Below are 14,289 nucleotides of genomic sequence, written 5' to 3'. Positions count from 1 at the left end.
TCGCCGAGTTCGTCGTGGCGGTCGCGGAGTTCGTGATAGATGTCCCAGAGGTACTCCGCGCGGTCGATGTAGGAGAGTTCGCGCCACTCTTCGAAGGCGGCGTCGGCCTCGGCCATCGCGCGGTCGACGTCGGCTGGGGTGCCGCGCTGGAACTCGCCGAGGCTCTCGCCCGTCGCCGGGTTCTCGCTCTCGAACGTCTCTGTGCCCTCGCCGTCCGTCCACTCTCCGCCGATGTAGTGGCGATATTGCGCCGAGTCTGTTGTCCGACTCATACGTTCTTCTCCGCCCCCACCGAGTAGAATTGACACCCTCCCATGGTCGGGGTGGTTCTTTATTTCTGGATTAAACTCGTGGTTTTTTTGGTCGGTGCCGTGGTTATAGGCATCCCGGACGAGGTTGAAACGATGATTCCACCCATCGCAAACAACTTCGTCGCTGGAAAGTCACCGCCAGCGGCTCTGGAACGTGCGGCCCGGAACAGAAATAATAGTATCGGGACGATCCTTAATCTACTCGGAGAACACCACGACGACCCCGAGGACGCGGCCGACGACACCGAGGCGTACTGCTCCCTGCTTGACGATATCACGATATCTGATATCGACGCTCTCATCTCGGTCAAACCCTCACAGATCGGCCTGGAGGTCTCGGCGGACCGGTTCGAGGCTAACCTCCGACGGATCGTCGATAAGGCGGCCGAGGATAACGTGTTTGTCTGGGTCGACATGGAGGGTTCGGGAACGACGGACGTGACTCTGGACGCGTACGAGAGCCTCGCACGGGAATACGACGGGGGCGTCGGCCTCTGTCTACAGGCGAATCTCAAGCGTACGAGCGATGACCTCGACCGCCTCTCCGACGTTCCGGGCAAGGTGAGACTCGTGAAAGGTGCGTACGACGAACCCGAGTCGATCGCGTACACGGACAAGTCCAGAGTCGACGAGGCGTACCGGTCGCTGATCGAAGACGCCTTCGAGCACCGCGAAGGGGGTATCGCCGTCGGGAGCCACGACCCCGCGATGATAGAATACGCTCGCCAACTTCACGAGGAGTACGGGACTCCGTACGAGATTCAGATGCTCATGGGAGTTCGCGAAGACGCCCAGCGAGAACTCGCAGCCAGTGGCGTCGATGTCTATCAGTACGTCCCGTATGGATCACGCTGGATGATGTACTTCTACCGACGAGTCCGGGAGCGAAAGGAGAACGCGCTGTTCGCGCTACGGGCGGTCGCCGACTCCTGAGGCCAAATCGCGCTCCTTGTCCGGCCCACTGCAGTCGATACCGTCGGTCGCAGGGTTCCGACGGTCGGTGTACCGAACGGAGAACGACAGGCCGTCGAATCCGTGTGCGATTTCGGGTAAGGGGCGTCGGATCAGTCAGTGTACGAGACACCTTCTAGAGAGGAGGAATGGGTCACTACAGAGGTAATAATATAGGTTATATATTCGCAATACATCTATAGAATATTGTCTACTATTTTCAAACTTCTACAGTATTGTCTCGGCCATTCAGATATCAACAGAAAGAAGTCAACTGGAAATTAGTGGCGGTGAAACGCTTTTCGGGTGACCCTGTTCGTCGGGTTTGAGTTAGCGGGTTGAATAGTCGGGGTGATAGCCCGGCGTAATCGAACTCATGGGCAGTTCTGTTTTCGGTGGGAGACGATCTACGGGGACATTGCAGAAATACCGTGCACCTGGCTACTGACCCATGGCTAATTGCCAGGTCGTCGGCAGTGCTCTTGAATGAAAATGATATTGTCTATTTAGTGCAAACTTCCACACAACCCCAAGTATAAAATATAATATACTACTACTGAAGTCGGTAGGTTTAGCGGCTCGATAGACAGCCATGTCTATAATCGATTACCTGTTCTGGAGGAGTGGGGTCGTAACTGAATTCCACGAGGTCCGTTCACTGGTCAGTCACACGGTCGCTGTCAAGAACGTGCAGCGAGCGGTCGACGGTCAGTGTAACCTGAGTGTCATCCTTGTCGTAGGTAACGGTAGCACGAAACGGCTCTTCCGACTGAATACTGGCTTGGTCCCGAGTGACTGCACCGAATTCCCAGAAGGACAGTTCGGTGGGATCGACACCCTGTTCGTAATAGAAGGAAACGACAGACGGATGATCCTGGAGGCTCGCACCGATGTCGACTGTCATATCCATATTACATCTGTCACAGACGAACTGGACGAACGGGACAGCGGAGAACTGGTCAGGGAGTCCGGTCTCGGCATCGTCTAGCGTCTTAACCGTGGGGTGGATCTTGCCTTCGCAGTACGGACAGAACCCATTCCGAAGTTGTCGGACCGTGTTCCGGCCGTACCGCTGGGCAACGTCGGGGAGTTCGTCGCGGTTGTACCCGACGAACACGCCGGGAGGGACACCGAACTTGCTAGTGATATCACACTCTCGACAGTCGATACTCACCCACTCGTCTCGATATTCAAAGAGAAGAGAGCCACCACAGGCGGGACACGGGTCGTCGATCGGGATCGGGTCGACGCCGTCCCCTTTCGTGTATGTGCCGGCAAGCATCGATCCCACGACCTGGATTCCGGCCAGTTGAAGCCGATAGGTGTCACCGTGCTTTGCAACGAACTGGTCGGTGAGTTTGTCGAGGTGGTAGTTGAACTGTCCGGAATCCTCGATTCCGGCTCGATCTCTGAGTTCCGAGAAGGAAGCTTCCTCGTCCGTTATCTCCCAGAGCGCCTGGAGGATTTTGATCCGTTTCGGGTCGGACAACATACCGAACGCATCAGCCTGATCGCCTGCTTCGAACGGTTCAGTCTCGTCCATAGTTGGGTGTACCGGGGTTATCGTGTTCAGGACACTGGTTGATCTTCCGACGCGGGTCAGTACGATTGTATTTCGGACCAATTGTCTATTGACTGTTTTCATTCCCGGTTCTCTAGATCGGACCCTTCCGAACAGTTATAGTAGTCACTGCACACTTGATCATACGACAGAGATCCGATCAGCGTGTGAAACGTTTCAGTGACTACTATAAACGGCTCTGAAAGTGAGAACTCCGTCAATATCTCAGGTAGTATTATGACGACACCCTCGAGCGAACGAGCAACTGTTCGTGGAGCGGACTCGGACACAAGAGGTGAAAGAGGTCATTCGATCTCTCAACAAGCAATAGTGTATATTTTAAATAATAGTAGTATAATATATATTTAGAACATCATTCAGTTCCAAACACCTACAGAGACGTAGAACTAGCGGCTGATCTGGTAATAGATGGGATTAGAAGGTTCTCATAGCCACTAGAAGCCTGATTTCGGCATTTAAAACCGGGAGGTTCGTTTCCCAGAACAACGCTATTCTTTCTCAAATACTATCATTTTCGTTCTTTTTCTTTTCTCGTGATGTATCCTGCGATCCGGTTTCTGACCCGCTTTGCTTCGACGCTGGTCAGCTGTTCGACGCGGTGTTTGTTCTCCTCGAAGTCCTCGGAGAAGGTGTCGGGATGACGCTCTATGAGCGAGTCCCCGATACTGATTATCTCGTCAGAGTTCGAAGTCATACCGGAAACTCGATCCCGTTTCCAATAGTTCTTTGCCACGTCTGTGTTCGAGATCTGGCCGGACTTGTGGCTGTGTCTCTCTTGGTCTCTGCGAACCGGTGGGAGGCAAACGCCACATGTTCTCTTGGTCCAGTTCGGGGCAGGCGAAACTGCGTGTGCCGTATGTCGCCGGAATATTCATTAACCACGCGTCACAAAAGAGGATGTGAGAAGTTACCATGACACTTAGGGTCACGAGTACCAGCATCGAGTCGCCCGCGGATCGGACGCACGTCTGTCACTTCGACGAACTCTCCGAACAGGCCAAAGAGTGCCTGCTACGAGTGGTGGACGACGATATCGTCGCCGGAGTCGATCCCGATATCGCGACAGAACTCGTGCAGTACGACCTGATAAAGTTCGTCGAATACTACGACGTGCAGCTAACCGACCACCGGGCGAGTGGATCTGTTTCCGCTTGACGGACACCGTCCGATTCTCTCTACCGGTCGACACAGTCATCGACGATTCCGATACCATGTAGCAGCACTCGCGTACGCTCAGAACGAAGCCGACCCGGAGACCGGCGGACACCAGAGAGCTCACAGGTATCAACAGTAGCGCTTGCAACTGTAACAGTGAACGTCTGAGTGAATATCTCCGAGCGAGCGATAGCGTGATCACAGAAGCGAACCCGACCGAACAAAGCACTTAACAACGGCATAGCCGAACGTTATCAGTAATGACGGCAGACCCAGAAGACATCATCAGCGTCGGCGACCGCCTGCTGAGCCAGCATCCGGATTCGTTCTCGACGAAGTTCAGCAAGAACAAAACGGTCGTGAAGAAGATGACCAACCTCGGCTCGATACGGCTCCGAAACCGGATAGCCGGGTACATAACCCGCAAGCAAGTCGGAAACTGAGCAGTCGCTACCCGTTTGCGGATTTCCTGCTTCCCTACTCGCCCAAGACCTCGCGAGCGCCGGTTCCGGCGGCGAATGCTCGCAAACGCCCCGTATATTCAGTGCCTGTCAGGTCGTGAGAAACGGCGATTCCGAACGGATCCAGTCCGTTCGCGTTACGTGGACAGGCGCTATAGATTAACAAACTTAGGCTGTTAACCAGTGACAGAGAAATAGATGTATCGAGATAATAGTAGGTGCATCGTCTCTTCGGTCAGAGAACGACGACCGATACGCAGAGTCAACGCAACGCATACGCCCGAACTCGGTCGTTCAAGCACCGTTCGTGCTTGTGCCATGCGAGTGTGTGGAAAGAAAGCCTTTTGCCGGTGTGCAGGTTCCTGTTTACGTATGTTACTTTCCGGCACGGTGGTCGCCGATTCGAGTACCGTTATCCACGACGGTGCCGTCGTCGTGAACGATACGGTCATCGAGGCCGTCGGTGATCGGGACGCACTCGTCGATCAGTACCCGGACCACGAAACACAGGAGTACGACGTGCTTCTTCCCGGCCTCGTGGGCGGACACATCCACTCCGTGCAGAGCCTCGGCCGCGGTATCGCCGACGATACGGAACTCCTCGACTGGCTGTTCGACTACATACTGCCGATGGAAGCATCGCTGACGGCAGAGGAGATGGAGGTGGCAGCGAAACTCGGCTATCTCGAGATGATCGAGAGCGGAACGACGACGTGCGTGGACCATCTCTCCGTCAACCACGCGGACCAGGCGTTTGAGGCTGCCGGAGAGATCGGCATTCGCGGCGTCCTCGGGAAAGTGATGATGGACCGCCGCTCACCCAGAGGACTCTTAGAGGACACGTCGGACGCGCTGGAGGAGACGGAGCGGCTCATCGAAAAGTACCACGGCTCGTTCGATGACCGCGTCCGGTACGCTGTCACGCCGCGGTTCGCCGTCTCTTGTACCGAAGAGTGCCTTCGCGGCGCTCGCGAACTCGCCGACGAGTACGACGGCGTCAGGATCCACACGCACGCGAGCGAGAACCAGAGCGAGATAGAAACCGTCAAGTCTGATACGGGGATGCGAAACATCCACTGGTTGGACGAGGTCGGCCTCACCGGCGAGGACGTCGTCCTCGCCCACTGCGTCTGGACGGACGAGAGCGAGCGGGAAGTCCTCGCGGAGACGGGGACACACGTCACCCACTGTCCGTCCTCGAACATGAAACTCGCGAGCGGAATCGCCCCCGTCTGGGACTACCTGGACCGGGACATCAACGTCGCGCTCGGCAACGACGGGCCGCCCTGTAACAACACGCTCGACCCGTTCACCGAAATGCGGCAGGCGAGTCTCCTGCAGAAGGTGGACCAGCTAGACCCGACCGTCACCCCCGCCGAGGACATATTCGAGATGGCAACGATAAACGGGGCAAAGGCGGCCGGCTTCGACCGGTTGGGAGCCATCCGTGAAGGCTGGCGCGCCGACATCGTCGGTCTCCGGACGGATATCACCCGGGCGACGCCGCTTCACGACGTGCTCTCCCACCTCGTGTTTGCCGCCCACGGGGAGGACGTGATGTTCACGATGGTCGACGGGAACGTGCTCGTCGAAAACGGGGAAGTGACGACCGTCGACGCGGAACGGATTCGCCAGAGAGCGGACGATGTCGGCCTCTCGCTCGAATCGCACCGCGAAGCGGCAGAGGAAGTGAAACCGTAAGATCGACTGTTCCGTCGTTGAACCGCCGCGACCGGTCCGTCGGTGGCCACTGATTCAGCTCCATCCGCCTGCCAGACCGTCTACGGACCGTACACACTATCGATCGCGACGTGAGTAACGGGGGGTTCCGCGGCGTGTGTCTCGGCAGCGGTCTGTCCGAGCGACGGCGTCTGGGGAGGAAATGCGCGGCAGGCAACCCCGTATCGACGCCTTCGAATGTCTCCCGTAACTCGGCGACTGTGACGCGTTCCGAAGGGCGGTCGAATCGGATCGAGCCGTCGACGACGCCGACGATGCGGTCGTAGTGGGCGGCCGCCAACTCCATGTCGTGGAGGACGGTGATCAACGTCCGGTCACTCCCGGTGTCGTTTGGCACTTCGAGGACGGTGGTCCGCGATGACTGGTCGAGGTTGGCCGTCGGCTCGTACGCGACGATGGTGGGTGCGTCCTGAATCAGCGCGCGAGCGAACGCCACTCGTTGCCGTTCGCCCGCGCTGAGCGCGTCGGCCCTGTGCAGATGTGCCCGGCGGACCCCGAGTCCGGTTCGCCCCGGGGACAACGTTATAGTCGTGCGTGCGGTGCCGTGGCACATGGAACTGGACGTGAGTGGCACAGTGTGTCCTCAGACAGTGACGATCGTTAAACGCTGTCTGGAGGAACTCGAACCAGGTGACGAACTCACGGTCGTCGGGGATTACCCGCCCGCAGAGCGGAGTATTCGCCGCTCGTGTCACAAGCACGGGTACGACGTATCGACGGCAACTCCAACGGAACCCGAAGCCGAGTTCGAACTACAGATACTCGTGACTGAAGCGTCGGGCTCTCGACGGTCGGTGACGGACTCACCGTGAAATCCGGGACAGAAACGGAATGTTGAGCGAACGCAGTTCAGTCGCTCGCCGCGATAGCTTCGATTTCGACGCCGACGCCCTTCGGCAGGTTCGCGACCTCCACAGCGCTACGGGCGGGCGGTTCGTCGTCGAAGAAGTCCTTGTAGGTGTCGTTCATTTCCTCGAAATCGTCGATATCGTCCAGAAACACGGTGACTTTCAGGATGTCGCTCATCTCCAGACCCTCCTCCGACAGAATACCGCGGATGTTAGAGAGAGACTGCTCGGCCTGGGCAGCGATCGGTTCGTCCGCAAGCAGGTCACCGTCGGGCGTCATCGGGATCTGACCGGCGGTGAACACGAGATCGCCGTTGGTCGTCGCCTGACTGTACGCGCCAACCGCCTCCGGTGCATCGTTCGAGTTGATTACTCGCTTCATACGGGATCACTCAAAGCATCGCACCTTAATGATTTCCCCGTCGGGATAGCCGTTACTGGTGTAACTCGTCCGAGAGTGCCGTGCGCTCAACGCCGCTCCGGCCGCTACCCGCCGTGAGCCGAAAGCCCCGGTCGCGGAGCCACTGCGCGGCGTGCCCGTCCCCGTGCAACAGCAACTCCGCCAGGTCGTCCGGTTCGTCGATATCCGTCGCCATGCGGTACGAATCCACCTCCGTCAGCGTCGCGCCGATTTTGCGCACGGCGGACCGGTGGTCGAGATAGGAGTTGTCGTGATAGTCGACGGCGAAGTCCGCGGTGCGTGAGACAATCGCGTTCGTGCCGCCGCCGACGCCGCGGGCGAGCACTACGTCCCCGTCGCTTGTGAGCAGTCGTTCGAGCGCTGCTTCCGTGAGCAACGGCAGGTCCGCCATCACGACGGCTATCGCGTTTGACGAGGACCGCAACTGTCCGTTGACGGCACGCGAAAGCGGTCGCTCGTCGACGCGTACGGGGCAGTCCTCGATATCGACCGGCGTCGGCGACAGGACGAGCGGATCGCCCCCGACGCCTCGAACGACGGCCAAGACATCTCGGAGCATCGCTCTCCCAAACGCGACCCGTTCGCTGTGGTCGAGTACCTCCGAAAGCCTCGTCTTCGGGTTCTTGCCGTCGTAGGGGATGATGACTCGCATGACTGTTCTCTCCGGAGTTCGTCGGTTCGGTCCCATCAATCTCCCGCCACAACGGAGAAACACACGCGACACAACTCGCAAGTCCCGATCGAATCGGTCCAATATATCTGCCAAACCGGATCTATCTGCCACATCGTGTTGTCAACGGTGAGATACCGGCCACCTTTTATATCAATTTACAGTAACCGGAACTGCTAATAAGGTGTGTCACACCGTGTCACCCGTGTCAGATGCTGATCAACAGTCGAAGGTAGCGGCGTTCTTCGGCTACGGAGAGTACGGTACCGATACGAAAACGGAAGTGATCGCCGGGATGACGACGTTCCTGACGATGTCGTACATCATCGTGGTTAATCCGACTATCCTCTCGGCGGCCATTAGCGTCGACGGCTACTCGGACGGGCAGGTCTTCCAGATGATCGCGATCACGACGATCCTCGCTGCGGTCGTGGGGACGATCGTAATGGCCCTCTACGCTAACCGGCCGTTCGGACTCGCGCCGGGGATGGGACTCAACGCGTACTTCGCGTTTACCGTCGTCATCACGCTCGGGATCCCCTGGCAAACCGCCCTCGCGGCGGTGTTCGTCGAGGGGATCGTCTTCATGGCGATGTCCTCGATCGGGGCACGCCGGTATATCATCGAGTTCTTCCCGAAACCGGTCAAGTTCGCCGTGGGCGCGGGTATCGGGCTGTACCTCCTCCTGTTAGGACTGATAGAGATGAACGTAGCGATCGCACACGACGATACACTGCTCACCCTCGGGAACGTCGCCTCCGACCCGGTGGCGCTCCTGTCCCTTGCTGGCCTGGTGTTTACGCTCGTCCTCTACTCGCGGGAGGTGACCGGGTCGATCATCATCGGTATTCTGACCACGGCGCTCGCCGGATGGGGGCTGACCCTCGGAGGAGTGGTCAACGACGGTCTCCTCACCCCGTCGGGCGTCCCCGAACCGCACTACGATATCACGCCGCTCATCGGCGCGTTTCTGGAAGGGTTCCAGAACATCGAACCGGTGTCGTTCGCCATCGTGGTGTTCACGTTCTTTTTCGTGGACTTCTTCGACACGGCCGGGACGCTCATCGGCGTCTCCCAGTTCGGCGGGTTTCTCGATGACGACGGGAATCTTCCCGAGATGGAAAAACCCCTGATGGCCGACGCGGTCGCGACGACGTTCGGTGCGATGATCGGGACGACGACGGTCACGACCTACATCGAGAGTTCCACGGGGATCGAAGAGGGCGGTCGGACCGGAATGACCGCTCTCGTCGTCGGGTTACTATTCTTGCTCTCGCTGGCCTTCATCCCGCTCGTCGCCGCCATCCCGGCGTACGCGTCCTACTTGGCGCTGGTCGTCGTCGGACTGATCATGCTTCAGGGCATCACCGACATCAACTGGGAGAGTTCCGAGTGGCTCATTCCGGGCGGCCTGACGATGGTGATGATGCCGCTGACGGCCTCTATCGCTAACGGCATCGCCGCCGGCATCATCAGTTACCCCATCGTCAAAACGGCACGAGGGGACTACGCCGACGTTCACGTCGCGCAGTGGGCGCTCGCGGGGGCGTTCGTCCTCTACTTCTACGTTACCTCCGGCGGGGTGATGGGATAGACATCCCGCGACTCGGGACGAACGGTCGAGAGCGATGCCGCCACCCGCAAACACGGATCACGAACCGCGTCGTTTGGCTAGCACCGGGCGCTCTACCGTCACACGATACAGATGACCTCCTCACGAACACGGGTCGACATCCCCTGGACGTCGGCCACCTTTCAGTCGGTACTCGCGTGTTCGCTCATCGGCGTGATGGGCGTTCCGCTGATCAGTCCGCTCCTTCCCGATCTCCGTGCAGTGTTCGGGATAAGCGACGCGCAGGCGGGGCTCGTCATCACGGCCTACACGCTTCCCGGCGTGTTTCTGACGCCGTTCATCGGACTCCTCTCTGACCGACTGGGGCGGCGAACGGTCGTTCTCCCCCTGCTGTTTCTCTTCGGCCTGGCCGGCGGTGGTATCGCGCTCGAACCGTCGTTCCGCGGCGTTCTCGCCCTCAGGTTCTTGCAGGGTGTCGGCGGGAGCGGTCTGATGGTGTTGGCGATCACGCTCATCGGGGATTTCTACGACGGAGAGCGACGGAACACGGTCATGGGAATAAACGGCAGCGCCATCGGCATCGGTGCCGCCGCGTATCCGCTACTCGGTGGCGCGTTAGCCGCCATGCATTGGAACGTTCCGTTCGCGTTCTTCGGTCTCAGCCTCGCGGTCGGAGCTGTCGCGCTCTTCACGCTCGAAGAACCGGAGATAGAGGACACCCCTGCAATGAGAACGTACGTATCGCGAGTCGTCTCCGCGGTCCTCGTTCCCCGGGCGCTCGGACTCTGGGCCGCGGCGTTTCTCACGTTTTTCCTGTTCTACGGGGGCGTTCTCACGGCACTCTCACTGCTGCTGAGCGACGTTCACGGCCTCTCCGCGGGCCAGATCGGAGCGTTGTTCAGCATGGTCTCTATCGCTAACGCGTCCATCGCATCCCAGTACGGGCGCATCTCGCATCGCTTCGAACCGCAGGAACTGGTCGCGCTCGGGTTCGTCGGGTTCGGCGTCAGCCTCCTCGGCATCTGGGCCGCTCCGACGCCGATACTGATCAGCGCGATGCTGCTCTGTTTCGGTTTGGGGTTCGGACTCGTGATGCCGTCGCTCAACACGAGCGTCACCAGCCTCGTCTCGGGGGAACTCCGCGCGAGTATGATGGGTGTGCTGACGAGTATGCTCTGGCTCGGACAGACCGTCGGCCCCGTCGCGTTCACCAGCGTTGCGAGCGCCGCGTTCGACGACCCCGTACGCGGTTATCGACTGCTGTTGCTGTTCTGGGGGACGGCGACGCTCGTCAGCGGTGGACTCGTTTTTCTCGCCCTCGTCCGGCGGAACTGACCGGAGCCAGCGAGAGCCGACCGACTGCCGGTCACCGGCACTACTCTATAACATGGTACGGTATCACGCGCACCGACTCGCCTGCCGAGAGATCCGACTCCGTGATCACGAACCCGTCCGCTCGCGTCGCCCGCGTACTGGACGAGAGAACGCTCGGATCGAACGTCTCGTCGTACACCTGAAGCGGCGAATCGACGTGGCCGAGCGGCGTTGCCCGCTCACCGTCTAGGGTCACCGGGACCGCGTACTCGAATCCGGGCGTCCCGATACCGACATCGCTGGTGACGGTCGCGACTCTCGTCGGCAGGGGATCCGCATCGCCGACGAAGAAGGGGCGCATGACGAGCGTCGCCACCGTGTGAGCGCCGACCGGTTTCCCCGGAACGGCAAACGCCACCGCGTCGTGGTCGGGGAGTCGCGCGGCCGCTATCGGTTTGCCGGGTCGGATCCTGACCCGATGGAAGCGGAGTTCTCCCAGGGATTCGAGCGCCCGAACGACGTAATCCTTCTCGCCGACGCTCGTCCCTCCCGTCGTGATAACCACGTCGTGCTCGTCGGCCAGTTCGGCGATCCGCTGTTCCGTCCTATCGTACTCGTCGGGGACTGTCCCCGCTATCGTCGCACTGTGCCCCCACGACCGTACGAGCGCGGCCAGCATCGGTGAGTCGAGGTCGGGGGTAACCCCCTCGTGGATCTCTGACCCCGTTGCCAGCAAGCCCACCGAAAACCGCTCGTACACGGCGACCCGTTCGATCCCGAGGTCACGAAGCAGGATCAGGTCCTTCGCGGAAAGCCGTTCTCCGGGTCGAAACAGCGTTTCGCCGGCGGAGACGTTGCTCCCCCGTTCGTACGCGTACGTCCCCGGTTCGAGGGTGCTTCCGGTGAGTTCGCCGCCCTCCACGGTCGCCTCCTCGACTTTGAGTACGGCGTTCGCGCGCTCCGGCAGCGGCGCACCGGTGGCGATACGGACGGTCTCGCCGGCCGCAATCGCCGGCGGCTGGTCCTCCGGAAATATCTCCTCGTCCCTGACCGTCAGCGGGTACGGATCCCTGGCGTCGACCGCGAAACCGTCCATCGTCGCGTGGTCGTGAGCGGGAACGTCTCGGGGAGCGGTCACCGGTTCCGCGAGCGTTCGGCCCGCCGCGCCGTCTTCGATGCTCATCTCGACCGTCCCGCGGGTGGACAGTTCCCGTTCGAGGAGGTCCGTGACCTCCTCCACGGCGTCGGCACGACACAGCATCGACTCGTGATCGTGGCTCATAGCGAGGGTTGCGAACTATACCCACAAACCCCTTTCGCCTACCCCCGAAACAGAACGCGTTCGACCGGCAGACAGTAGACTTGAATACTCCGCACGGGCTCTGAACGCAGTCCTGAAAGCGAGAGGTCGACGGTAGAGGCGTTGTCATCGATATCAGCCTCACCTCACGTATGAGTCAAATCACCTGCGGACTGTATTGCGGTGAGTGTCTCGCTCAGTGACTCCCTGTACGGTCGATGGACTACGCTCGGCGTGCCTTGCGGGGCAAATATAAGCCGAGGTACAAGTGGTAAATGATTTATACCTTCAGATAGTCTGTGGGAATTGACAGCACATGTCAGAGAGAGACGGATCGATCGACCTGGCGTACGAGTTAGAAGAGAAACCACCTGCAGCGGAAGCTATCTTCCTCGGCATACAGCACGTCGCGGCCATGATCGTCCCGGCGACGGCTGTTGCGCTCATCGTCGGCGGCGGCGTGGGAGCCGGTTCCGCTGACACGTCGTTCCTGGTACAGATGGTACTGGTCTTCTCCGGGATCGCAACGCTCGTCCAGGTGTTCCCCATCGGACCGGTCGGTGCCCGGTTGCCGATCGTGATGGGGACGAGTTTCGCGTTCGTCGGTGCGGCGATAGCGATAGGGACGCAGTACGGTCTGGACGCCGTCTTCGGGGCCATCCTCGTCGCGGCGCTGGTAGAGGTACTGATAGGCTGGCAGTTCAAACGGGTCAAACGGTTCTTCCCGCCGTTGGTTACCGGTCTGATCGTCATGATCATCGGACTCTACCTCGTCCCGGTCGGGATGGACTACATCGCGGGCGGCGCGGGGGCCGCCGACTACGGCGCGCTCCACCACCTCGGTCTGGCCCTGCTCGTGATAGCAGTGACCGTCGGATTGAACCTCTTTACGTCCGGTTCCTTGCGGGTACTCAGCATCCTTGTCGGGATCACCGTCGGCTACGTCGCCGCGATCGCTGCCGGCGTCGTCGACTTCTCGGCGGTCGGACAAGCCAGTTGGTTCGCAGTTCCCGTCCCCGGGAAGTTCGGTTTCTCGTTCGAACCGGTGCCGATCCTGACGTTCACCGCGATCCACATCACGGCGGCGATAGAATCTATCGGTGACATCACCGGAATTACCGCCGCAGAGGGCCGGAACCCGACTGACGACGAGATATCGGGCGGCCTCTTCGTCGACGGGATCGGCAGTTCGATCGGCGCGCTGTTCGGCGCGTTCCCGTTGACCACGTTCTCCCAGAACGTCGGCCTCATCAACTTCACCGGCGTGATGAGCCGCTACGTCGTCGCAGTCAGCGGTGCTGTTTTGCTGTTGCTCGGCTTCATTCCGAAAGTCAGCGCAGTCGTGACGACGATCCCGAGCGCGGTGCTCGGGGGCGCAGTGCTGATCATGTTCGGGATGATCATGTCTAGCGGCATCCGCCTCATCTTCCTGAACGAGCGGATGAACCGCCGGAACATGGTCATCATCGCTACGTCGATCACGCTCGGCCTCGGCGTGGAGTTCCGTCCGGAGGCGCTCAGCGGACTGCCGGACCGAGCGACGATCTTCTTCGGCAACGCGATCATCATGACCGCCATCTCGGCGATCGTTCTCAACACGCTCGTGCCGCGCGAGACGGAGTCCGACATCGAGGACGCGGACACCACCGGAGACCTCAACGAGGAGTTAGGCCCCGACGCAGTGGCGTCGAACGAGGATTAGTTCCACGCCCGGACTGTTTTTCGGACGCCCCCGAACTCCCGGTCACAGACGGTCGTCCGTGACCCGTCTCTCCCTGTTCTCGGCGTTGCTGTCGTCGCAGATCATCAGACTACGCTGGAGCGCGTGGCATGATATTCCATAGCAAGTTATTTCGTCGTCGAACGAGACGTTCGACTATGCAGTTCGACAACTTCGCACTCGGCGAGCGGTATCGTCAGCGCGGCGATACGGCGCGCGGAACGGCCGTCCCGGGAGGTGAGG

Annotated in this window: 14 protein-coding genes; 8 read left to right on the top strand and 6 right to left on the bottom strand. The window is 59.9% G+C overall.

The genetic code is table 11. The annotated features are described in order from the left end of the window. A partial coding sequence (locus EYW42_RS19130) for an aldehyde dehydrogenase family protein (RefSeq protein WP_135537048.1) occupies positions 1–272 on the bottom strand: 272 nt, incomplete at its 3' end. A gap of 132 nt (positions 273–404) precedes the next feature. Here EYW42_RS19130 and EYW42_RS19125 point away from each other — a divergent pair. Beyond that, the gene (locus EYW42_RS19125) at positions 405–1,244 is read left to right on the top strand and encodes a proline dehydrogenase family protein (RefSeq protein ID WP_135537050.1); all 840 of its coding nucleotides are present in this window, start codon (positions 405–407) and stop codon (positions 1,242–1,244) included. Between the two features lie 673 nt (positions 1,245–1,917). Here EYW42_RS19125 and EYW42_RS19120 read toward each other — a convergent pair. Next, complete coding sequence (locus EYW42_RS19120; RefSeq protein ID WP_161972986.1) at positions 1,918–2,805, bottom strand: winged helix-turn-helix domain-containing protein; 888 nt, start codon at positions 2,803–2,805, stop codon at positions 1,918–1,920. A 547-nt stretch (positions 2,806–3,352) separates the two neighbouring features. Next, the gene (locus tag EYW42_RS19115) at positions 3,353–3,538 is read right to left on the bottom strand and encodes a 30S ribosomal protein S17e (RefSeq protein ID WP_135537046.1); all 186 of its coding nucleotides are present in this window, start codon (positions 3,536–3,538) and stop codon (positions 3,353–3,355) included. Positions 3,539–3,756: 218 nt separating this feature from the next. Here EYW42_RS19115 and EYW42_RS19110 point away from each other — a divergent pair, with 218 nt between their 5' ends. The 4 genes from EYW42_RS19110 (at position 3,757) to EYW42_RS19095 (ending at position 7,012) form a co-directional block, all read left to right on the top strand. Next, positions 3,757–3,999: a hypothetical protein gene (locus EYW42_RS19110; protein WP_135537045.1), complete on the top strand. Its 243-nt coding sequence runs from the start codon at positions 3,757–3,759 to the stop codon at positions 3,997–3,999. Positions 4,000–4,259: 260 nt separating this feature from the next. Further along, a complete protein-coding gene (locus EYW42_RS19105; protein WP_135537044.1) occupies positions 4,260–4,442 on the top strand; it encodes a 30S ribosomal protein S17e in 183 nt (60 codons plus the stop codon). 390 nt (positions 4,443–4,832) lie between these two features. Beyond that, a complete protein-coding gene (locus EYW42_RS19100) occupies positions 4,833–6,161 on the top strand; it encodes a 5'-deoxyadenosine deaminase (RefSeq protein WP_135537043.1) in 1,329 nt (442 codons plus the stop codon). 590 nt (positions 6,162–6,751) lie between these two features. Then, on the top strand, positions 6,752–7,012 hold the full coding sequence (locus EYW42_RS19095; protein ID WP_135537042.1) for a sulfurtransferase TusA family protein: 261 nt from the start codon (positions 6,752–6,754) through the stop codon (positions 7,010–7,012). 37 nt (positions 7,013–7,049) lie between these two features. On the opposite strand, the gene EYW42_RS19090 is transcribed toward EYW42_RS19095, so the two are convergent. Both EYW42_RS19090 and cofC read right to left on the bottom strand, forming a co-directional pair. After that, on the bottom strand, positions 7,050–7,430 hold the full coding sequence (locus tag EYW42_RS19090) for a Rid family detoxifying hydrolase (RefSeq protein WP_135537041.1): 381 nt from the start codon (positions 7,428–7,430) through the stop codon (positions 7,050–7,052). A gap of 52 nt (positions 7,431–7,482) precedes the next feature. Beyond that, entirely contained in the window at positions 7,483–8,121 is a 639-nt protein-coding gene (cofC, locus tag EYW42_RS19085) for a 2-phospho-L-lactate guanylyltransferase (RefSeq protein ID WP_135537040.1), read from the bottom strand. Between the two features lie 223 nt (positions 8,122–8,344). Between cofC and EYW42_RS19080 the strand changes: the two genes are divergently transcribed. Next, positions 8,345–9,733: an NCS2 family permease gene (locus EYW42_RS19080; protein WP_237561381.1), complete on the top strand. Its 1,389-nt coding sequence runs from the start codon at positions 8,345–8,347 to the stop codon at positions 9,731–9,733. Positions 9,734–9,844: 111 nt separating this feature from the next. Then, positions 9,845–11,047, top strand: coding sequence for an MFS transporter (locus tag EYW42_RS19075; protein WP_135537038.1), 1,203 nt, complete (start codon positions 9,845–9,847; stop codon positions 11,045–11,047). A gap of 40 nt (positions 11,048–11,087) precedes the next feature. On the opposite strand, the gene EYW42_RS19070 is transcribed toward EYW42_RS19075, so the two are convergent. Beyond that, positions 11,088–12,308, bottom strand: a complete 1,221-nt coding sequence (locus EYW42_RS19070; RefSeq protein ID WP_135537037.1) for a molybdopterin molybdotransferase MoeA — start codon at positions 12,306–12,308, stop codon at positions 11,088–11,090. Positions 12,309–12,642: 334 nt separating this feature from the next. Here EYW42_RS19070 and EYW42_RS19065 point away from each other — a divergent pair, with 334 nt between their 5' ends. Continuing rightward, on the top strand, positions 12,643–14,028 hold the full coding sequence (locus EYW42_RS19065; protein ID WP_135537036.1) for a uracil-xanthine permease family protein: 1,386 nt from the start codon (positions 12,643–12,645) through the stop codon (positions 14,026–14,028). Positions 14,029–14,289 lie beyond the last annotated feature (261 nt).

Source organism: Halostella pelagica, from assembly GCF_004762015.1.
GTDB lineage: Archaea > Halobacteriota > Halobacteria > Halobacteriales > Natronoarchaeaceae > Halostella > Halostella pelagica.
Note: the sequence above shows the minus strand (reverse complement) of the source record. Positions and strands in the feature narration are given on the sequence as shown.